Consider the following 19954-nt stretch of genomic DNA (forward strand, 5'->3'; position numbering starts at 1 on the left):
CAACCGGACTGGAAGCCCAGTAATCGCTGGTCTCTCTCAAGCCGGGTTGCTTCTAAATTGACCCTCCTAAGGGGAAGGTTGGCAGTTCGAACCTGCCCTGGGACACCATATTTCGCAGTTCTCCCCGCCTGTTTCAACGCTTCCTTTTTCACGATTAGTAGATAACGTTCGAAAAGCCCAGGTCCCCGGGATCTATTGACGCCATCAACCCTGCCTTCGCGACTTTCCGTCTCCTCCCCCACGTAGTCTGAATCTCCCATCCCGTCTGGGAGTATCCGCCGATGTGCCGTCTGCGGTGCTTGTTCATAGTTGTGACCAATAGATCAGAAAATGGTCCAAGGTCGACCTCCGATGACTGGACCCCGCCCAGGAGAAAGTCATGGCTATGCGCAAGAAAATCTCATCGCTAACGAATGACCTGACCAGTAACGCCGGTGACCATCCTTCACCCGTCAACCACGACTGGACTTTTACCTACATTCCGACCGTCACCACCAACCTTAAAGACTACGCCCCCGGCAGCACTGCCATCATCACGGCCAGCGGTTTCGCCGCCGGCAGCACAGTGACGCTCGAAGTCGACCACGCTATCGGTGCCGGCGCGGATGGCGTGTGGGGTACGTCCGACGATGTGCTCGATACCAACACCGGAGCGGGTCACGAGCCCTGGTCCGTGACCGACGGCGGCGCCGGCGATCTCGACGGCCAGGTCAACGGCAGCGTCACCACCTCGTGGTACGTGAATCCCGACGACTCGGCAGGCGCAACGTTTCTGCTCACCGCGGCCGCTGCGGGCGCCGATGGAGTGGTCGGCACCGCTGATGACGCCGTGGCGACAATGTCGTTTACGGACAGCGTTTTGGGCGTCGTGGCAACCGGCGAGGACGTTACGCTGGACGAAACGGCCGGATTGCAGAACGCCACTGCCACTCCAACCCCTGCGGGGGACGCTGACGACAATGACATTCTGGTGGCGTCCCTGCCTTCGATCTTCACTACCCGTTTAGCCGCACTGGGGGCAGGTACCGCCACGGGGGCGGCCTTGAGTGGCTATACCGGTGCCGCGGACAACACCGGCAGCAATGCATTCACCATCACCGCTGACCCCGGAGCAAGCAGTATCGATATCAGCTTCGTCGGCTTCTCTGGCGCACCGCTCAATGGCGAGGACAGCGGACTGGATACCCTCGATGGCACCAGCATCCTTCTCTATACGGATACGAACAACAACATCGTTGTGGGCCGAGCCGGGAGTGCAACCGGCGCGATCGTGTTCGCTGCCTATATTGATGAAACCGGATCGCCGGCCACGGGTGGCAAGATCTGGACCGTGGAGTACCAACCGCTCAAACATCCCGTTATGACGAATGCCGATGATTCGCTCAATCTGCTGGATAAGGTTTTCATCGGGGCTAGCCAGGACCTGGAATTCAGTCTGACCGGTGTGCCCTCCGGTTCGAACCTGTTCCTGATGTTCACGAAGGCGAATCCGAACATTGTCGATGACGCTGGTGTGTTGCGGATCACGGATCCCACCATCATCGCCACCGGCAAGGACCCCGCTGACCAGTCAAGCGGCGCCAATATAAACACTGGCGACACGATCATTACCAGCCAGGCGGCTAACCCGACCACCTTAGGCACCAACAACCAGATGATTACGGAACAGGAAGGCATCCGTTTTTCGTTCGTCACGGGTGCCAGGCAGGATCTAACCATTCCCAACCTCAGTCAAAACGAAGCCGATGTTGAATCCAACATCGACTTTACCGACGTCTTCAATGCGAAGATGGCCAGTTTCGACGTTGTGCAGTTGCAAAGTGGCAAGAGTGCCGTGGTAAGAGTCAGCGCATTCAGCACCGCTGCTGAGCCTGGCGCGGATTTCATCAATGGGTATGCGGGTGATGCGTCGGTGGCCATCACCAATGTTCGAGTCTTCAACAATAGCACCGGGCAGGTGATCGAGAATTCAAACGGCTCGGTGAATGATCCGGCCATCACCATCAGCATTGCTGCAGGGGTCGCAACCATCACCGGCGTTAAAGCCGGCTACCAGATTGAATACACCACTACGTCGGACCACAACCGCGTGCTCGTCGAGAACGGCGCGGCCGTCACTGCCAAGGGCAATGAGCACGCCGATTTTGATATTGGTGGTTTCACGCTGGTCCAGGCCTCAATTACAAAAACCGAAATCGGCTCCAGGATCATCTTCGACGACGATGGACCGAGCATTACCACCACCGGCACGGAGCCGACATTGACGGTGGACGAAACGATACTGACGACCAATGACACCCAGAGCTTCGCCGCCAACTTCAACTCGGCGTTTGGCGCCGATGGTGCCGGCACGCTGACCTATGCGCTGGGCGTGGTGGCCGGGGCTTCCGGATTGACGGACACGGCCTCGGGCCAGGCGGTGAACCTGTCGCTCAATGGCACGGTGGTGGAAGGGCATACGGCCCTCAGCAACCTGCTGGTGTTCACGGTCAGCGTGGCCGCCAATGGCAGCGTCACGCTCGACCAGGTCCGCGCCGTGGTGCATGCCAACACCGCCAATCCCGATGATTCGACGAGCCTGACCTCGGACAGCCTGGTGACGCTGACCGCGACCAAGACCGACGGGGACGGCGACAGCGCCCAGGCGACGCTGAATATCGGGCAGAACCTGGTGTTCAAGGACGACGGGCCAAGCATTACCACCACCGGCACGGAGCCGACATTGACGGTGGACGAAACGATACTGACGACCAATGACACCCAGAGCTTCGCCGCCAACTTCAACTCGGCGTTTGGCGCCGATGGTGCCGGCACGCTGACCTATGCGCTGGGCGTGGTGGCCGGGGCTTCCGGATTGACGGACACGGCCTCGGGCCAGGCGGTGAACCTGTCGCTCAATGGCACGGTGGTGGAAGGGCATACGGCCCTCAGCAACCTGCTGGTGTTCACGGTCAGCGTGGCCGCCAATGGCAGCGTCACGCTCGACCAGGTCCGCGCCGTGGTGCATGCCAACACCGCCAATCCCGATGATTCGACGAGCCTGACCTCGGACAGCCTGGTGACGCTGACCGCGACCAAGACCGACGGGGACGGCGACAGCGCCCAGGCGACGCTGAACATCGGGCAGAACCTGGTGTTCAAGGACGACGGGCCAAGCATTACCACCACCGGCACGGAGCCAACATTGACGGTGGACGAAACGATACTGACGACCAACGATACCCAGAGCTTCGCCGCCAACTTCAACTCGGCGTTTGGCGCCGATGGTGCCGGCACGCTGACCTATGCACTGGGCGTAGTGGCAGGAGCTTCCGGGCTGACGGACACGGCCTCGGGCCAGGCGGTGAACCTGTCGCTCAATGGCACGGTGGTGGAAGGGCATACAGCCCTCAGCAACCTGCTGGTGTTCACGGTCAGCGTGGCCGCCAATGGCGGCGTCACGCTCGACCAGCTCCGGGCCGTGGTGCATCTCGACCCGACCAATCCGGATGATTCAACGAGTTTGACCTCGGACAACCTGGTGACGCTGACCGCGATCAAGACCGACGGGGACGGCGACAGCGCCCAGGCGACCCTCAACATCGGGCAGAACCTGGTGTTCAGGGACGACGGGCCGGCACTCAGTTTCGGCAACTTGATCGGGACCGGTAGCGTCCTTGCGCAATCCGGGTTCTGGAATATGGCGACGGGAGCCGACGGGCTGGGTGCGGCCGGTCTGGATATCTCGTTGGTCAATGACCACTTCACCCTCGTCAGGCCCGACAACACGACCATGACCGGGACCGGCACGCTCCACGAGCTGGCGCAATCACCGGATGCCAATGGCGCGTACCACTTCGCGGGAACGTTGACCGGTGATTTCGACAACAACACCGCAACCTCGGATACCAACGTCGACTACACGCTGACCGCCTATGCCGATGGTCACTATGCACTGGATCTGGTGCAAGGCTTCAGTTCGACGATCGTGCTTAGCAGTGCAAACGGCTCGCTCGCTGCCGGCGGCCCGGATTCGGTGCGCACATTGTTAATCCCTCACACGGATAACCCGGCTATTCCTTCGACCTCCGAGGAGATCGTGTTCTTTTCCGCGAAGGCGCTTGCGTTGCCTGCGGACATCCTGACCGGCATCGGGCTCGGAGCATCCGACCCCACCGAAGCCACGCTACAGACCAACCCCTTGCCGGCGTACATCGACCCCGCATCCATGAACGTCAGCGCGTCCGGCATCGGCGTCGGCAATAACGTTTTCCAGGGCGATAACCTGGCGGCAATCAGCGCCGCCGATGAAAGTTTCGTCATCAATCCAGAGAGCCTGCTGACGGGCATGAAGGTCTTCATCGACAACTCCGTGGCGGGTTACAACACGGCGACCGAGGATCTGTACTACAGGATCTACTACGCGGATGGCACGCATTCGAACCAAGTCGAGGTGAACACCCTGACGTCGGAGGCTGGCGGCCAGGTGTCCTTCCTCGTCCAGAAGGAGGGTACGGTACTGATCGACGCTGTTCAGCTGACGATGGGCCGGGGCGATGTCAAGATCCCGGTGATCCAGTTCATTCAGCAGAGCGAGAGTCTGGCCAGCGATGTCCAGCTGGCGTTCAGCGCGACGTTGACGGACAAGGATGGGGATTCGGCGACGAGTACGTTTAACGCCAACCTGTTCGCCAACGACCCGGCCAACGCATCCTTCGACTTCTCGCTGGCTGGCACGATCGGAAAGCAGGATGCGTTCAACGTCGACCTGTCAGTCAATGAGAACAGGTACCAGGTCACCGGCTTCGATACGGGGTCTGGCGTGCAAGACAAGCTGGTGCTCAACGGCGACCCGAACGCCGTTGTCCAGATCGACAACTCGGGCGCAAACGGCGTCGTGACGGTTGCCGAGTCTGGCGGACAAGCAACGACCATCACAGTGGTCGGGGCCCATGTTCAGAATACCGACATCTTTTTTGGCAGCGCCTGAGGCTTTGCGCGTGAACGGATGCGAGGGTGGCCTAGGAAACCACCCTCGCATTCTTTTTGCGGTTCAGATACGAGATCCCCATGATCGCATGCGCTGTGAACTGGCGAGCAGCACAAGGCTTGAAAAGCGCGGCGGGTAGGTACAGGTTGGCGTGGCGGAATTTACCGAGAACGACATCAGTATTGCGGGGCACTCTGTCTGACCCGGTCTACCGACAAGGATGGCGGAACGGTGGCGGTCTACCCTCTGAAAGTGAGGAGCAGACCGTCTTGTATCGACTTGAAATTCAATCCAGCTCCACCCAGACGGACTCGGTCGGGGCTTCGTTGGTGAGCCCGTGTTTCAGCGCATACATCAGCAAGTCGATACGGTTGATCAGATTAAGCTTTTGATAGATGTTGCTGAGGTGGTTGTGCACGGTGTGCTCGCTGATCCCCAGGCGCCCGGCGATGCTTACATATTTGGCGGACGGTTCGCCGACGATGGCGCGAATCAGTTCTCTCTCTCGCAGCGTCAACCGCGCCTGTTTCGCCTGCTCCAGATTGCATTTAATGGGCATTTGCCCGGTCACGGCATAGCCGCAAAGGCCGCCAGCCCAGGCTCTGTCCATTGCAAAGTCGCTATGGTGGACCTTGAGGATGGCCTGGATAATCGATTCCGTCGGGTCTTCCGCCAGCACGATGCCGCGAGCGCCAGCCTCTATCGCCTGGGCAGCGGGGACGACTTCGTACAGACCCTTGAGCAGCAGCACTTTCATTTCGGCGCTACGGGTGAGTCCCGCGATGACATCCAGAGGATTCAGCGCATCCGGAAAGAAACTGAAAAAAATCACATCGGGCCGCAGTTGATCGGCAAGATCCAGCGCCTGGGTATAGGTGGTGGCCTGTGCTGTCACTTCCATCCGGGGCTTTCTGGCATTGATCAAGTCGTGAAGGCCCATGAGCACGAGGGGGCGACAATCGATCAACATCACACGAATTGGCTCTTTTTGGTCGGTCATGATCTTCCTGACCCCCTTGAAAAACCAATGATGACCTCTACCCGCAGATCTTCCTGGGTCAACCATTTGCTCGCCAGGCAGGCGCGATCATTGGTAATCACCGACCCCGGAGCCATTTCCATCAACAGCACCGGCAGGCGGCGCGAACGTTTCCAGAAGGCAGCCAAAGCCCGGGAGAGCAGATAAATACGAATAATTATCAGTGGTTTACGCATGATGATGTGCTCCCTCCCGCCTCTCAACTGATTCTAGGTCAACCCGGAGCGCTACCTGCCCGCCCGTCCGTCAGTCCTCGATCCAGGTTCGGTGCGGACAGGACTGTCCGATGCTCTCGAGAAGGGGGAGTAACCCTCGAAAATCAAGGTATTAGGCCTGCCATAGATGGCCAATGGCCAAGATCGGATCCACATCACGATCGTCAACTAATCGACGAGTGGCGTTCACTTAGGAGCGCTAATGTTGACTTAGTCAATTTATCGGCGAAATCTGCCTGGTCAGCCACCGGCAATTGTGGGTGTTCATGCATCAGCACTTTTTTGTGCGCGAGTTCTCGTTTTCAGTAGCGCCTTCGAATATTCAGAGTGAGCGTTGAGGAAGGTTCTCAAGGGAATGCCATGGCTGGCCGATAACACGGCAGTTACGAGCCTCCTCTCGCGGTCGATGCATGTGTTGATTGGCAATGAGTAGGTGTTTGATGGCTAAGGGCTACCAGCTATCATCTGCGCGCCAAAATATGGGCTGCAAAGCTGAGTCCGTCCGTGTATTTGCCTTTGGGTTCTTCTTCTTAAATTGCCTGGAAATCTTCGATGCTGTCGTATCACCAAAAGCGTTTTCTGATCGTCGATGATTTCTCGGACTTCCGCAGTTCGGTCAGGTCGATGCTGCGTGAACTGGGCGTCAAGGAAGTGGACACTGCCGATACCGGCGAGCAGGCGCTGAAAATGTGCTCGCAGAAGGCCTACGACTTCATCCTGCAGGACTTTCATCTGGGCGACGGCAAGAAGAATGGCCAGCAGGTGCTCGAAGACCTGATGGAAGAAAAGCTGATCAGCCATGAAGCGGTGTTCGTCATGGTCACCGCCGAAACCAGCCAGGCCATGGTGCTCAGTGCGTTGGAGCATGAGCCCGATGCCTACCTGACCAAGCCGTTCAACCGTTCCAGCCTGGCCCAGCGTCTGGAGCGCCTGGAGCAACGCAAGACCCTGCTCAAGCCGATCCTGCAGGCCCTCGACCGCGGTAAGCCGATGGAGGTGCTCAACGCCTGTATCGCCCTGTGCAAACAAGACATCCGCTATTCGCCACTGTGCCTGCGCTTTCGCGCCGATGCCCTGCGCGACCTGAATCAGAACGAAGCGCTGGAGCGTCTCTACGACAGCATCATCGCCGACCGCCCGTTGCCATGGGCGTTTGCCGGGTTGGGCAAGTTGCTGTTCAAGCGTGGCCAGGTCGGGCAGGCCAAGGGCATTTATGAAAAAGCCCTGAAAGTCTTCCCGATGATGCCGTCGCTGTATGACGGCATGGCGGATGTACTGGTCGCCGAAGGGGACACCAAGGGAGCACAGCGCGTACTGGAAGAGGCGATTCGCCTGTCGCCGCTGGCGGTGCGTCGCCAGGCATTGCTCGGCAAGCTGGCGATGACCAACGAGGACTTCGACACGGCGGCCAAGGCCTATCGCCAGGCAGTGAGCCAGGGCGCGCAGTCACGGTTCAAGGATGCCGAGAGCAACCTCGGCCTGGCCCACGCCTTGATCAGCAAGGGCAGCGAACGGGGCCTGGACACGCGGACTCGCCTTGAAATCAACACCACATTGAGTGCCGTGGCCAAGGAAAACCCCTCCGATCCGGGCCTGCAAATCCGCGCGCGCCTGATGAAGGCCACCAGCCTGTTGCTCAACGACGCCGAGACGGCCGACAAGCTCACCGAGCAAGCCTTGCTGCGCCTGGATGGCATGGAGCAATTCATGAGCGCCGAAGCAGCCTTGCTGGTGGCCAAGCAGCTGAAACTGCTCGGGCAGACCGAGGCCGGTACCGCGATGCTGAAAAACTGCGTGGAAATCTACGGCGACGATCCTGTGGTCATGAAGGACATCGCCAAGCAGACCGACGACCCGAGCATCCTCAATTCCGGCAACGCCGCCGCGGAACTCAACCGTCAGGGCGTGCGCGTCTACAAGACCGGCAACCTGGTGGAGGCCCGGCAGGCATTCCGCAAGGCCCTGGCGATGCAACCGAAGAACATCAGTATCGCCCTGAACATGGCGCAGTCGTTGCTGCATGGCACCGATACCAGCGTTCCTTCGGCGGAGCTGGAAGAGTGCCGGGTCTGCCTGAAAATGGTCGGCCTGATGCCCGACACCGACGCGCGCTATCCGCGTTATCAGAAGCTGAAAAGCAAGGCGCTTGGCCAATGAACGACAACGAGCAGGCACTGGATTTCTCCACGGTGATCGCCTCTACCGTGCACGATATGAAGAACTCGTTGGCCATGCTGATGCAGGCCCACAGCCAGTGGCTGGGACGATTGCCGGAGTCGGCGCGGCAGGCGCCGGAGCAGGGTGTGATCGACTTCGAATTCGCCCACCTCAACGGCATGCTGGTGCAGTTGCTGGGGCTGTACAAGCTCGGCGTCAACCAGATGCCATTGCAACCGGCCTACCATGAGCTGGACGATTTCATCGAAGCACAACTGGCCTGTCATCAGGAGGTGTTCGCCAGCCGCAGCATCATGGCCACCTATGAAGTGGACCCGCTGAGCCCGCTGGGCTTCTTTGACCGTGAGTTGATCGCGTCGGTATTGGCCAACTGCATCAACAACGCCATTCGCTTTGCGCGGCATGCCGTTTTGATCAGTGTCAGCGACGAAGCCGGGCAACTGGTGTTGACCATCAATGACGATGGCGAGGGATACCCGGCGCAGATGATCGAGCGTCAGGCCGATTATGTGCAGGGCATCAATCAAAGCACCGGCAGCACCGGGCTGGGCCTGTACTTTGCCGGGCGAATTGCCGCGCTGCATCAACGCAATGGCGTGGGTGGGCGTACCGAAATCAGCAATGGCGGGCCGTTGGGTGGTGGGGTGTTCCGCCTTTACCTGCCCTGACCGGCAGCAAATTTATCGACGCTGCTTGAAATTCTGAACACGTGGAGCCTATTTTGTACGGTCGCCGTTCGCGGCCCGCACAATAACAAGGATAGCGTCATGACGACCGTTGGCCTGAGTTCACTCGCGCAGCGATTGACGGGCATTGATCAAGTTGAATGTGTTACGCCGGATTTGAATGGCGTTCCACGGGGCAAAGTGATGACCAGCGAGGGTTTTCTCGACGGTCGACGTTTGCAGATGGCGCGGGGCGTACTGTTGCAATGCATCATGGGCGGATATCCGCCGGCACGGTTTTACGGCAGCGATGATGGCGACCTGGCGCTGATCCCGGACCCTGCACAAATCCACCGCTTGCCCTGGAGCCATCCACCACGGGCCTTCGCCATTTGCGATGCGGATGAACTGGGCACCACCACCAGCTCCAATCTGTCGACCCGTGGACAGCTCAAGGCGGTGATTGCCCGTTACGCGGCCCGAGGCCTTGCGCCGGTAGTGGCGACCGAGCTCGAGTTTTTTGTCTTCGCCCCCAACACTGACCCGACTCAGTCGTTCCAGCCGCCACTGGGGCTGGACGGTCGTCGCGAGGATGGTCAGTCGGCGTTCAGCGTCAGTTCCAACAACGGCTTGCGGCCGTTCTTCAATGAAGTCTACGAGTGCATGGCGGCCCTGGGGTTGCCTCGCGATACCTTCATGCACGAAATGGGCGTCAGCCAGTTCGAGATCAATCTGCTACACGGTGATCCGCTGTTGCTGGCCGACCAGACATTCCTGTTCAAGCACTTGCTCAAGGAGGTTGCCCTCAAGCACGGCCTGAGCGTGGTGTGCATGGCCAAGCCGTTGCCGCATACGCCGGGCAGTTCGATGCATATCCACCAGAGCGTGGTCGAAATCGATTCGGGGCGTAACGTGTTCAGCGACGAGGCGGGGCAGGAGACGGCCACCTTCCGCCACTTCATTGCCGGTCAGCAAACGTGTATGGCCGATTTCACTGCGTTGTTTGCGCCGAACGTGAACTCCTATCAGCGCTTGTGCCACCCTTACGCCTCACCGAATAATGCCTGCTGGTCCTATGACAACCGGGCGGCGGGCCTGCGCATTCCGGCCAGTTTGCCGGTGGCCCGTCGGGTCGAGAACCGCTTGCCGGGGGCCGATGCCAACCCGTATCTGGCGATTGCCGCAAGCCTGGCGGCGGGGTTGCATGGCATCGAGAAGGCATTGGAGCCGAGCGCGCCGATCCAGGGTGAGTTCGAAGTTCCGGACAATCTTTCGTTGCCGTGTACCTTGCATGCGGCACTTGAGCGTCTGAAACGTAGCCAGTTGGCCAAGGAACTGTTCGGCGCGGAATTCATCGAAGGCTACATCGCTTCGAAGACCCTGGAACTGACCAGTTTCCATGATGAAATTACTCCCTGGGAAAGGCGTGTTTTAGCAGCCCAGGCCTGACGTCCCGTCGACATCCGGCTATCGTTTAGCGATAGTCGATTCTCACTGCAAGGAGCCGCTCGGAACGCCGATGCGCCAAATCTGGAAATCCTTTCGAGCGCTGTATTTCGCCTCGCTGATGATGTTGATCGGCTCGGGCCTGTTGAGTACTTACCTGGCGTTGCGCCTGGCTGCCGACCATGTCGACAGTCTGTGGGTCGGTGCGCTGATGGCCGCCAACTATTTCGGCCTGGTGCTGGGAGGCAAGATCGGTCACCGGTTGATTGCCCGGGTCGGGCATATCCGGGCCTATTCGGCGTGTGCCGGGATCGTTGGCGCGGCGGTGCTCGGCCATGGCCTGGTGGACTGGTTGCCGGCCTGGCTGTTTTTGCGGGTGATCGTCGGCCTCGGCATGATGTGCCAGTACATGGTGATCGAGAGCTGGCTCAATGAACAGGCCGATGCCAATCAGCGCGGCATGGTCTTCAGCGGCTACATGATCGCTTCGTACCTGGGGCTGGTGCTGGGGCAGTTGATTCTGGTCATGCACCCAGGGCTGGGGCTTGAATTGCTGATGTTGGTCGCCCTGTGCTTCGCGCTTTGTCTGGTACCCGTGGCCCTGACCCGGCGGATTCACCCGGCGCCCTTGCATCCGGCACCGATGGAGCCACGGTTCTTTATCAAGCGCGTGCCGCAGTCATTGAGCACGGTGCTCGGGGCGGGCCTGATCGTCGGTTCGTTCTATGGTCTGGCGCCGCTGTATGCCTCGCAGCAAGGGTTGTCCACCGAACAGGTCGGTCTGTTCATGGGTAGCTGCATTTTTGCCGGGCTGCTGGTGCAGTGGCCGTTGGGCTGGTTGTCCGACCGCTACGATCGGGCCGTGTTGATCCGCAGTTTCGCGTTCAGCCTGGCCCTGGCCGCACTACCGCTGGCCATCATGCCGCAGGTGCCGTTGGAGGTTCTGTTTATCGCCGGTTTCGTCTGTTCGCTGGTGCAGTTCTGCCTGTATCCGTTGGCGGTGGCGTTCTCCAATGACCATGTCGAAGGCGATCGCCGGGTGTCCTTGACGGCAATGTTGCTGGTGACCTATGGCGTGGGTGCGAGTATCGGGCCGCTGGTGGCAGGTGTGCTGATGAAGCTGTTTGGCAGCCAGATGCTCTACGCCTTCTTCAGTTTCTTCGCGTTGGTACTGGTGTGGCGGATTCGCCCGAAAGCAGTGACCAACCTGCATCAGGTCGACGACGCACCGCTGCATCACGTCGCCATGCCGGACAATATGACGAGTTCGCCACTGGTGGCCTGCCTCGACCCGCGTGTTGATGAGCAGGTGGTGCAGGATCAGATGTGCAATCCGGTGAATCCGGAGCCGCCAGCCGAACCGGAAGCCGAATCAGGAACTGAATCCGATCAGCCGCCAGAAGATCCTGACTCGGGCCGCGAGCAAAGCTTTACCGAGGCCAGGCCTTAAAATCGGGGCACAAAAAAACGGGCAGTCGCCGCAAGGGACTGCCCGTTTTTTGTTGACGCTCTATCACATGTCGTCTTTGTCGAAGCGACGCGCCTCGCGTTGCAACTGGTAGACGAAGCGTTCGACCTGACGCTGCACCAGCCCGCTCATGTTGTGGAAGCGAATGCCGGCGAAGGTGGTGGAAATCCTTTCTTCGAAATGCAGATAACGCAACTCGACCGGCGCGGTCATCTTGCCGAAGGGCAGGTCGGCGGTGAAACGGTCGTAGACCTGACCCAGTTGCAGGCTGCCGGTGATGTCGCCGTCGAAACGCAGTTTGCAGCCGGTGGCGGAAATATCCAGCAGCTTGCCGCTGATCGGCGCCTTGAGCTTTTCGCCGTCAAGGTTGACGTTGACCAGTTGTGCCAGCTTCAGCGCGGCGCGGAACGCATTGCGGCGCTGGTGGTACACCACTTCATCGGGCAGGGGGCCGCGGTAGCAGCGGCTGCCAGCGGACTCGTCGATGTTCAGCTGGCCGTTGCTTTCCCAGGCAATGCGTACGCCTTCGTGGAAGCCTTCGACCCGGAACGGCTCGCCCGCCAGCAGATAGCGCTCGCCATCACGGGGAATCATTTCGTCCAGGGCAATCATGTTGCTGTCACGGTCCAGGTCCACCAGATAGCTCTGGAAGCGCTGGCTGCGCTCGTGGAACGTGATGATCAGCGGGTCATGGCTTTCGAGCAGCTGGCGCAGGTTGCTGGAGATTTCCAAGGGCGTGGAGAGCACCTTGGGTGGCTGCGGAGCATCATCCACGGATAAGGCATTGGACACGGTTAATCAATCTCCAGACAAAATTTGACTACGGCAGGCTAGCAGTTTGCCAGTATGTTGTGCGTCTTGATAGAGCGGGGGCATTGACCGGCTCATGCCTGACTGAGCGGGCGCGGCTTGGCAAGCTTGGAGAATGTTCCGCTGGCATCGTAAAGCGCCGGGGTTTCACCGCCGTTGAGGATTTTCAGCTGGGTGGCCGTAGCGGCCTGCTGAGTGAGGATCGACTGGCCGTTGTTGGCGTTGATGGCCTGGCACTGGGCCAGGAGATCGGTCAGCACGTCACTTTGCGCCAGCAACTGCTCGCCAATGCTTGACTGGCCGGCCAATTGCTCCAGACCGCCACGGTTGGTCGGCAGGTTGAGGCTGGCGAGGATTTCACTGCGCTTGCGGCCATGCTGTTCGAGCAAAACGACCAACGCCTGTTTCTGCGCCAGGATGTCCTCGAGCAATGGCATGTCGCGACCATGCAATGCGAGGGATTCGGTCTGCAGTAATTCCAGCAGGTGTTGCGCTGGAGCAAAGTCGTCGGTGATCAGTTGCAGTAAATGAGTGTCGTGCATGGCTGGCCTTGGGTTTTAAGCGTCCAAAAGCCTGGCGCCGGCGGTGGCCTAGCGCTGGGCTTCGAAGTTGAGCAGTTTGCTGGCTACACGGTTGCTGTCGACTTTATAGCTGCCATCGGCAATCGCTGCTTTCAACTCGGCCACGCGGGCGTTGTCGACGGCAGGCTGATCGCGCAGCTTGTCAGTGACCTTCTGCAACTGTTGAGCCTCATTGCTGAGATGTACCGATTCCCCGCTTTTGACGGTACCGGCCTGTTCGGCCGCGGACTCCAGCGGCGCGGATTTGCCGGCCTCGGCGCTTTCCTTGCTGGTGCTGGTACGTGTACTGCCCGTCAGGGACGAGGAGCTGTTCAAACGGCTGAAATCGATGACCATGATAAAAAAACCTCTGGGAATTTGGACGCTTGCCATGGTTTCGGCCATTCCCTGGAAAACTTTAGGCCCATTTATCAATGAACCTTGCGCGCGTCAGCGCTTGCCCTGCATGGAGCACAGTCTAGGGAACCGCCGCGGCAAGCGCCACATTCTGATGAGCAGAGAGCCTTACATGGACACTTCCACCTGCCCCGGCGCCATGACCTGCGCCTTGATGACTCGTTGGGAATTGAGGTTTTTCACCCGGATCTGCTCGCTCAGGCTGCCGTTTGACAGCGCTTCGCCCGGCATGCGCACGCTGAGGGTACCGCTGCGGGCGGTGATCACCACCTGATCACCCTTGCGGATGACTTCGGCCTGTTCGATATGCACCAGGGTAATCACCTGGTCGGCGACCATTGGTCGGGTCAGTCGCTGCCCGATCGCCTGATCCAGGGAGGTCAGGTAGCCCTGGCTGGTGAGGCTGATATCGCGCTCGCGCAGGACCACATCCCCAGGCTCGACAATGGCGGCGCGGCGCAGTGGTCGGGCGCTGGTCACGACATCGCGAAACAGGCGGACTTGAGCGGGTACGAACACCGTCCAGGGGGACGCGCCCTCGCAGCGAACCTTGACCGTGACCCGTCCCAGCGGCTTGGGACTCTCGAGCGTTGCTGTCAATTCCTTGTCGCACATGGGCATGTGCATGCGCGGATCGAGCTGGTTGACCTGGATCTCGTAGCGACCTTCCGTTTGACTGGTAGCCAGATAGTCTTCTACGGTGAATTCAAGAAAGCCCTGAGTGACGCCGATAAGCATGTCAGGCAAGGTAACCGCGTCAGCAAGGGCAGGGCTGCCAGCGTTGAACAGGCAAACAGCCGCCAGCACGCCGAGCAATTTGCGGTAGGGTGTGGTCAGGCGTCGAAAAAATGTCGGTTCTGTGTTCATAACGATTAAAAAAGCAAGCGCCGTGCCGTTTAGTGATGAAGGCGCGTCGCAACAACACTTGGCGTTGGCGTAGGAGTCTGGGCATGGCTGGTGTAATGGATTCGGTAAACCAGCGCACGCAACTGGTGGGGCAGAATCGCCTTGAACTGTTGTTGTTCCGTCTCGACGGCCAGCAACTGTACGGGATCAACGTGTTCAAGGTTCGGGAGGTGCTGCAATGCCCCAAACTGACGCTGATGCCCAAGTCCAGTCCTGTCGTGTGCGGCGTGGCGAACATCCGGGGGGCGACCATTCCAATCCTTGATCTGGCGATGGCAACTGGCTCCGGCGCGTTGAAGGACAAGAACAACCCCTTCGTGATCATCACGGAGTACAACACCAAGACCCAGGGTTTCCTGGTGCGCTCGGTGGAGCGCATCGTCAACATGAACTGGGAGGAGATCCATCCACCGCCCAAGGGCACCGGGCGCGATCACTACCTCACGGCGGTGACGCGGGTCGACAATCAGTTGGTCGAAATAATCGACGTCGAGAAGGTGCTGGCGGAAGTGGCGCCGACGCCGGAAGCGATTTCCGTCGGTGTAGTGGATGTCGAAACCCAGCACAAGGCGCTTTCGTTGCGCGTGCTGACGGTCGACGACTCGTCGGTGGCGCGCAAGCAGGTCACGCGTTGCCTGCAAACGGTCGGCGTCGAAGTGGTGGCGTTGAACGACGGTCGGCAAGCGCTGGACTACCTGCGCAAACTGGTCGACGAGGGCAAGAAGCCGGAAGAAGAGTTCCTGATGATGATCTCCGACATCGAGATGCCGGAGATGGACGGGTACACCCTGACGGCGGAAATCCGCAACGACCCGCGCATGCAAAAGCTTCATATCATCCTGCATACTTCGTTGTCGGGGGTATTCAATCAGGCGATGGTCAAGAAGGTCGGTGCCGATGACTTCCTGGCCAAGTTCCGTCCTGATGACCTGGCATCCCGGGTAGTCGACCGGATCAAAGCAGCAGATATCAGCTAGGGGCCCGTGCTCCTGGCAGTCAACACGATTTAAGAGGCGGCATCATTGTCTACGGGTAATTTGGATTTCGAACAGTTCCGGGTATTCCTGGAAAAAGCCTGTGGCATTTTGCTCGGTGAAAACAAGCAGTACCTGGTCTCCAGCCGTCTCAACAAACTGATGGAACAGCAAGGCATCAAGTCTTTGGGGGAACTGGTTCAGCGCATGCAGACCCAGCCGCGCAGCGGTCTGCGCGAGCAGGTGGTGGATGCCATGACCACCAACGAAACCCTGTGGTTTCGTGACACCTACCCGTTTGAAGTCTTGAAGAACAAGGTACTGCCCGAAGCGATCAAGGCCAGTCCCGGCCAGCGCCTGCGCATCTGGTCGGCAGCGTGCTCGTCGGGTCAGGAACCGTATTCGCTGTCGATGTCCATCGACGAGTTCGAGCGGGTCAACATGGGCCAGTTGCGGATGGGCGTGCAGATTGTTGCCACCGATCTGTCCGGCACCATGCTGAACAACTGCAAGACCGGCGAGTACGACAGCCTGGCCATCGGCCGCGGTCTGTCGCCTGAGCGCCTGCAGCGTTATTTCGACCCTAAAGGGCCGGGGCGCTGGGCGATCAAGGCGCCGATCAAGAGTCGGGTGGAGTTTCGCTCGTTCAACCTGTTGGACAGCTACGCGAGCCTCGGCAAGTTCGACATCGTGTTTTGTCGCAACGTGTTGATCTACTTCTCCGCCGAGGTAAAGAAGGACATCCTGCTGCGTATCCACAGCACGTTGAAGCCAGGCGGTTACCTGTTCCTCGGCGCTTCCGAAGCGTTGAACGGTTTGCCGGATCATTACCAGATGGTCCAGTGCAGCCCGGGGATCATTTACCAGGCGAAGTGATTTCGTTGGTGTTGTCAAAAAAACGGGAGTCCTCAGGGGCTCCCGTTTTTTTGTCCGCAATATCTCTCCCACACACCGCAAATCCCCTGTAGGAGTGAGCCTGCTCGCGAGAGCGGTTTCACATTCGACATATCCGGTGACTGATACACAGTCATCGCGAGCAGGCTCACTCCTACAACAGTTGTTCGGTGGTGTTGGTGAGATGGGTGCCAAGCGGCAGAAAAGCGGCATCCGGCGGAAAACCGTTGCCGCTTTTCTGGCATTGCCGCGTTGCCAAGGCCGGCAAAGCCCCGGTTTCCGGGGTTTTTTGAATTGGCATGGGGCTTGCTAAGTTGATCCTACGAAAAATCAGGTCACCCGAAGGTTTCCCGACATGAGCATCAGCTTCGATAAAGCGCTCGGTATCCACGAACAAGCCCTGGGCTTCCGCGCCCAGCGTGCCGAAGTCCTGGCCAACAACATTGCCAACGCCGATACCCCGAACTACAAGGCTCGGGACCTGGACTTCTCGAAAGTGCTCGCCGAGCAGAACGAGAAAACCAAAAGCGGCACCTTCGCCTTGAACATGACCAACAGCCGTCATATCGAAGCTGAAGGCCTGGGCAATGGCGACGAATCGTTGCTGTATCGCACGCCGATGCAACCGTCGATTGACCAGAACACCGTGGACGCCCAGCTGGAGCAGTCGAACTACGCGGAAAACGCGATCGGCTTCCAGGCCAGCTTCACCCTGCTCAACAGCAAATTCAAAGGGCTGGTGTCAGCCCTGCGCGGAGAGTAAGCCATGTCTCTATCCAGTGTTTTCAACATTGCCGGTAGCGGCATGAGTGCGCAGACCACGCGCTTGAACACCGTCGCTTCGAACATCGCCAACGCCGAGACGGTCTCGTCGAGCATCGACCAGACCTACCGTGCACGCCACCCGGTATTCGCCACCATGTTCCAGGGCGGGCAGAGCGGCGGCAGTGATTCGCTGTTCCAGAGCCAGGACGCCGCCGGTCAGGGCGTTCAGGTGCTGGGTGTGGTCGAAGACCAGAGCAATCTTGAAGCGCGCTACGAGCCGAATCATCCGGCGGCCGATGCCAAGGGTTACGTCTACTACCCGAACGTCAACGTGGTGGAGGAAATGGCCGACATGATTTCCGCGAGCCGTTCGTTCCAGACCAACGCCGAAATGATGAACACCGCCAAAACCATGATGCAGAAGGTCCTGACCCTCGGTCAGTGATAAGGGGCGACTCAGATGAGTATTAACGATAGCACCAGTGCTTTGAGCCTCAAGGACATCCTGGCCAACTCTTCGATCAAGAACACCGCCACGACTGATGGTCTGGCATCGGCTACCAACAGCCCCACGGGCAACAAAGCCCTGGGCAAGGATGCATTCCTGCAGTTGCTGGTGACCCAGCTGAAAAACCAGAACCCGCTGGAGCCGCAGGACAACGGCGCTTTCGTGGCCCAGTTGGCGCAGTTCAGCAGCCTGGAAGGCATCACCACGCTCAACGACACCGTGAGCGGGCTGGCCAGCAACTACAACTCGTCCCAGGCATTGCAGGCTTCGTCGCTGGTGGGGCGTTCGGTCATTGCACCCGGTGACAAGGCTGTGGTCGACACGTCGAAGAGCCTCAGCGGTACGGTGGTGGTGCCATCGTCGGTGGCCGCCGCCACCCTGAATATCACTGATGCGAGCGGCAAGACCGTACGCACCATCGACCTGGGCGCTCAGAAGGCAGGCAACGCCAGTTTCATCTGGGATGGCAAGAATGACGCGGGCGAAACGGCAGCTGCAGGTACTTACACCTTCGGCGCTACCAGCACGATCGACGGGAAGTCCGTGGCGCTGATCACCAACCTGCCAGCGACCGTCAACAGCGTGACCATCAGTCAGACTGGCGGTGAGTTGATGCTCAATCTGGCCGGGCTGGGCACCGTCGCTCTGTCCAAAGTACAAACCATTGGTATGTAAGGCCGACTAACCCGGCACAAAGGAGTGGATTATGTCTTTTAATATCGGCCTTAGCGGTCTCTTTGCATCCAACAAACAACTGGACGTGACCGGCAACAACATCGCCAACGTCGCGACCACCGGTTTCAAATCGTCCCGTGCAGAATTCGAAGATGTGTACTCGGCAACTCGCCTGGGCACCGGCAGCAAGACCGTCGGCAACGGCGTGCGCCTGGCCAACATTTCCCAGCAGTTCGGCCAGGGAGACGTGAATAACACCGGCAACGTGCTCGACATGGGTATCCAGGGCAATGGCTTCTTCGTCCTGAGCAACAACGGTTCGCTGACCTACACCCGTGCCGGTACGTTCAAGACCGACAAGGATGGCTACGTGACGAACAGCGACGGTACGGCCCGTCTGCAAGGTTATGGCGTGGACTCCAATGGCAAGATCCTCAATGGCGTATTGACCGATCTGCGGATCGACACCTCCAATCTGGCGCCGAAATCCACCAGCACCGTTTCGTCGACGATCAACCTGAACTCTACGGCCGTGGTGATTGACCAGTCGGTCGCCACCAACAAATTCGATCCGACCAAACAGGCAACTTTCACCAAGCAGTTCAGTACCCCGGTTTTCGACACTCAGGGTAACCAGCACACCATGGATCAATACATGGTCAAGACCGGGCCGAACACTTGGGATACCTACACCCTGATCGATGGTCGCAATCCGGACGGTTCCTCGCCTACCGGTACGGGTGCAGTTGATCCAATTGCTTCGACCATGACATTTGATACATCCGGCAAACTGGTTTCGGTCAGCACGCCAGTGACGCCACCGACGACCCCGCCAACATCGACCACCAGCAATGACCTGAAAATCAGCAACTGGACGCCGGGTACCGTCACCAACGGTGTCTGGGCAGCCAACGGCGCGGCAGCCGATCCGGCGGGCCTGACCATTGCCATGGGCAACACCACCCAGTTCAACGCCGACACCGCGCGTTCGATTCCATCGCAGAACGGTTATGCCACTGGCCAGATCACCAACCTGACCATCGACGGTAGCGGCGTACTGCTGGCCAACTTCAGCAACAACCAGACCAAGCCAATCGGCCAGATTTCGCTGGCAAGTTTCACCAACGAACAAGGTCTGCAGCCGGTGGGTGGCACCAGCTGGAAAGAAACCTACACCTCGGGTATTCCGGGCTACGATGCGCCGGAAACCGGAACGCTGGGTTCCGTCGTTTCGAACTCCCTGGAAGAGTCCAACGTCAACCTGACCAACGAACTGGTCGACCTGATCAAGGCGCAGAGCAACTACCAGGCAAATGCCAAGACCATCTCCACCCAGAGCACCATCATGCAGACCATCATTCAGATGACTTGATGCTGGAAAGTGCAGTGCAAGGAGCCCCTCATTAGAGGGGCTTTTTTGTTGGTACGCCAGGCATGGCGCGGTGCGCGTAAGCGCAACCAGCTT

Annotated in this window: 18 protein-coding genes; 11 read left to right on the forward strand and 7 right to left on the reverse strand. The window is 59.2% G+C overall.

The window, feature by feature from the left end:
- The first annotated feature begins 379 nt into the window (after window positions 1-379).
- Complete coding sequence (locus tag VC35_RS21065; RefSeq protein ID WP_080925353.1) at window positions 380-4969, forward strand: DUF5801 repeats-in-toxin domain-containing protein; 4590 nt, start codon at window positions 380-382, stop codon at window positions 4967-4969.
- 286 nt (window positions 4970-5255) lie between these two features.
- On the opposite strand, the gene VC35_RS21070 is transcribed toward VC35_RS21065, so the two are convergent.
- Both VC35_RS21070 and VC35_RS29090 read right to left on the reverse strand, forming a co-directional pair.
- Complete coding sequence (locus VC35_RS21070) at window positions 5256-5969, reverse strand: response regulator transcription factor (protein WP_046042358.1); 714 nt, start codon at window positions 5967-5969, stop codon at window positions 5256-5258.
- The gene (locus VC35_RS29090; RefSeq protein ID WP_080925354.1) at window positions 5966-6184 is read right to left on the reverse strand and encodes a hypothetical protein; all 219 of its coding nucleotides are present in this window, start codon (window positions 6182-6184) and stop codon (window positions 5966-5968) included. The genes VC35_RS21070 and VC35_RS29090 overlap by 4 nt, the downstream gene beginning before the upstream one ends.
- A 591-nt stretch (window positions 6185-6775) precedes the next feature.
- Between VC35_RS29090 and VC35_RS21075 the strand changes: the two genes are divergently transcribed.
- The 4 genes from VC35_RS21075 to VC35_RS21090 all read left to right on the forward strand — a co-directional run bounded on the left by VC35_RS21075 (window position 6776) and on the right by VC35_RS21090 (window position 11962).
- Complete coding sequence (locus tag VC35_RS21075; protein ID WP_046042359.1) at window positions 6776-8380, forward strand: tetratricopeptide repeat-containing response regulator; 1605 nt, start codon at window positions 6776-6778, stop codon at window positions 8378-8380.
- On the forward strand, window positions 8377-9069 hold the full coding sequence (locus VC35_RS21080; protein ID WP_046042360.1) for a sensor histidine kinase: 693 nt from the start codon (window positions 8377-8379) through the stop codon (window positions 9067-9069). Before VC35_RS21075 ends, VC35_RS21080 begins: the two co-directional genes overlap by 4 nt.
- A 201-nt stretch (window positions 9070-9270) precedes the next feature.
- Complete coding sequence (locus tag VC35_RS21085) at window positions 9271-10515, forward strand: glutamine synthetase family protein (RefSeq protein WP_185754823.1); 1245 nt, start codon at window positions 9271-9273, stop codon at window positions 10513-10515.
- Window positions 10516-10585: 70 nt separating this feature from the next.
- A complete protein-coding gene (locus VC35_RS21090) occupies window positions 10586-11962 on the forward strand; it encodes an MFS transporter (RefSeq protein ID WP_046042362.1) in 1377 nt (458 codons plus the stop codon).
- A 63-nt stretch (window positions 11963-12025) separates the two neighbouring features.
- On the opposite strand, the gene VC35_RS21095 is transcribed toward VC35_RS21090, so the two are convergent.
- The 4 genes from VC35_RS21095 to flgA form a co-directional block, all read right to left on the reverse strand.
- Window positions 12026-12772: a flagellar brake protein gene (locus VC35_RS21095; protein WP_046042363.1), complete on the reverse strand. Its 747-nt coding sequence runs from the start codon at window positions 12770-12772 to the stop codon at window positions 12026-12028.
- A 92-nt stretch (window positions 12773-12864) separates the two neighbouring features.
- Entirely contained in the window at window positions 12865-13332 is a 468-nt protein-coding gene (locus tag VC35_RS21100) for a flagella synthesis protein FlgN (protein ID WP_046042364.1), read from the reverse strand.
- A gap of 48 nt (window positions 13333-13380) precedes the next feature.
- The gene (gene flgM / locus VC35_RS21105) at window positions 13381-13707 is read right to left on the reverse strand and encodes a flagellar biosynthesis anti-sigma factor FlgM (protein WP_046042381.1); all 327 of its coding nucleotides are present in this window, start codon (window positions 13705-13707) and stop codon (window positions 13381-13383) included.
- Window positions 13708-13875: 168 nt separating this feature from the next.
- Window positions 13876-14634, reverse strand: coding sequence for a flagellar basal body P-ring formation chaperone FlgA (gene flgA, locus VC35_RS21110; RefSeq protein ID WP_046042365.1), 759 nt, complete (start codon window positions 14632-14634; stop codon window positions 13876-13878).
- An 83-nt stretch (window positions 14635-14717) separates the two neighbouring features.
- On the opposite strand from flgA, the gene VC35_RS21115 reads away from it, so the two are divergent.
- Together VC35_RS21115 and cheR are read left to right on the forward strand one after the other, a co-directional pair.
- Window positions 14718-15650, forward strand: a complete 933-nt coding sequence (locus tag VC35_RS21115) for a chemotaxis protein CheV (RefSeq protein ID WP_007980130.1) — start codon at window positions 14718-14720, stop codon at window positions 15648-15650.
- Window positions 15651-15695: 45 nt separating this feature from the next.
- Entirely contained in the window at window positions 15696-16523 is an 828-nt protein-coding gene (gene cheR / locus VC35_RS21120; RefSeq protein WP_007980127.1) for a protein-glutamate O-methyltransferase CheR, read from the forward strand.
- 172 nt (window positions 16524-16695) lie between these two features.
- Here the strand turns inward: cheR and VC35_RS29610 are convergent, their stop codons facing one another.
- Complete coding sequence (locus VC35_RS29610; RefSeq protein WP_185754821.1) at window positions 16696-16842, reverse strand: hypothetical protein; 147 nt, start codon at window positions 16840-16842, stop codon at window positions 16696-16698.
- A 54-nt stretch (window positions 16843-16896) separates the two neighbouring features.
- Between VC35_RS29610 and flgB the strand changes: the two genes are divergently transcribed.
- Genes flgB through flgE form a run of 4 tightly spaced genes read left to right on the forward strand, consistent with a single transcriptional unit; the run spans window position 16897 to window position 19861 of the window.
- Complete coding sequence (flgB, locus tag VC35_RS21125; protein WP_008051530.1) at window positions 16897-17304, forward strand: flagellar basal body rod protein FlgB; 408 nt, start codon at window positions 16897-16899, stop codon at window positions 17302-17304.
- Window positions 17305-17307: 3 nt separating this feature from the next.
- The gene (flgC, locus tag VC35_RS21130) at window positions 17308-17751 is read left to right on the forward strand and encodes a flagellar basal body rod protein FlgC (protein ID WP_007980123.1); all 444 of its coding nucleotides are present in this window, start codon (window positions 17308-17310) and stop codon (window positions 17749-17751) included.
- 15 nt (window positions 17752-17766) lie between these two features.
- Entirely contained in the window at window positions 17767-18489 is a 723-nt protein-coding gene (flgD, locus tag VC35_RS21135; protein ID WP_046042366.1) for a flagellar hook assembly protein FlgD, read from the forward strand.
- Window positions 18490-18520: 31 nt separating this feature from the next.
- Window positions 18521-19861: a flagellar hook protein FlgE gene (flgE, locus tag VC35_RS21140; protein WP_046042367.1), complete on the forward strand. Its 1341-nt coding sequence runs from the start codon at window positions 18521-18523 to the stop codon at window positions 19859-19861.
- Window positions 19862-19954 lie beyond the last annotated feature (93 nt).

The sequence above is a fragment of the Pseudomonas fluorescens genome (genome assembly GCF_000967965.1).
Taxonomy (GTDB): Bacteria; Pseudomonadota; Gammaproteobacteria; order Pseudomonadales; family Pseudomonadaceae; genus Aquipseudomonas; species Aquipseudomonas grandcourensis.

What these genes read in the sequence shown, in the direction of transcription:
- VC35_RS21070 (WP_046042358.1), bottom strand. Translation starts at nt 5,969, where the DNA reads ATGACCGACCAAAAAGAGCCAATTCGTGTGATGTTGATCGATTGTCGC.
- VC35_RS21090 (WP_046042362.1), top strand. Translation starts at nt 10,586, where the DNA reads ATGCGCCAAATCTGGAAATCCTTTCGAGCGCTGTATTTCGCCTCGCTG.
- VC35_RS21065 (WP_080925353.1), top strand. Translation starts at nt 380, where the DNA reads ATGGCTATGCGCAAGAAAATCTCATCGCTAACGAATGACCTGACCAGT.
- flgD (WP_046042366.1), top strand. Translation starts at nt 17,767, where the DNA reads ATGAGTATTAACGATAGCACCAGTGCTTTGAGCCTCAAGGACATCCTG.
- VC35_RS21085 (WP_185754823.1), top strand. Translation starts at nt 9,271, where the DNA reads ATGACCAGCGAGGGTTTTCTCGACGGTCGACGTTTGCAGATGGCGCGG.
- flgA (WP_046042365.1), bottom strand. Translation starts at nt 14,634, where the DNA reads ATGAACACAGAACCGACATTTTTTCGACGCCTGACCACACCCTACCGC.
- flgC (WP_007980123.1), top strand. Translation starts at nt 17,308, where the DNA reads ATGTCTCTATCCAGTGTTTTCAACATTGCCGGTAGCGGCATGAGTGCG.
- VC35_RS29090 (WP_080925354.1), bottom strand. Translation starts at nt 6,184, where the DNA reads ATGCGTAAACCACTGATAATTATTCGTATTTATCTGCTCTCCCGGGCT.
- VC35_RS21115 (WP_007980130.1), top strand. Translation starts at nt 14,718, where the DNA reads ATGGCTGGTGTAATGGATTCGGTAAACCAGCGCACGCAACTGGTGGGG.
- flgE (WP_046042367.1), top strand. Translation starts at nt 18,521, where the DNA reads ATGTCTTTTAATATCGGCCTTAGCGGTCTCTTTGCATCCAACAAACAA.
- VC35_RS21080 (WP_046042360.1), top strand. Translation starts at nt 8,377, where the DNA reads ATGAACGACAACGAGCAGGCACTGGATTTCTCCACGGTGATCGCCTCT.
- flgM (WP_046042381.1), bottom strand. Translation starts at nt 13,707, where the DNA reads ATGGTCATCGATTTCAGCCGTTTGAACAGCTCCTCGTCCCTGACGGGC.
- VC35_RS29610 (WP_185754821.1), bottom strand. Translation starts at nt 16,842, where the DNA reads ATGCCAATTCAAAAAACCCCGGAAACCGGGGCTTTGCCGGCCTTGGCA.
- flgB (WP_008051530.1), top strand. Translation starts at nt 16,897, where the DNA reads ATGAGCATCAGCTTCGATAAAGCGCTCGGTATCCACGAACAAGCCCTG.
- VC35_RS21100 (WP_046042364.1), bottom strand. Translation starts at nt 13,332, where the DNA reads ATGCACGACACTCATTTACTGCAACTGATCACCGACGACTTTGCTCCA.
- VC35_RS21075 (WP_046042359.1), top strand. Translation starts at nt 6,776, where the DNA reads ATGCTGTCGTATCACCAAAAGCGTTTTCTGATCGTCGATGATTTCTCG.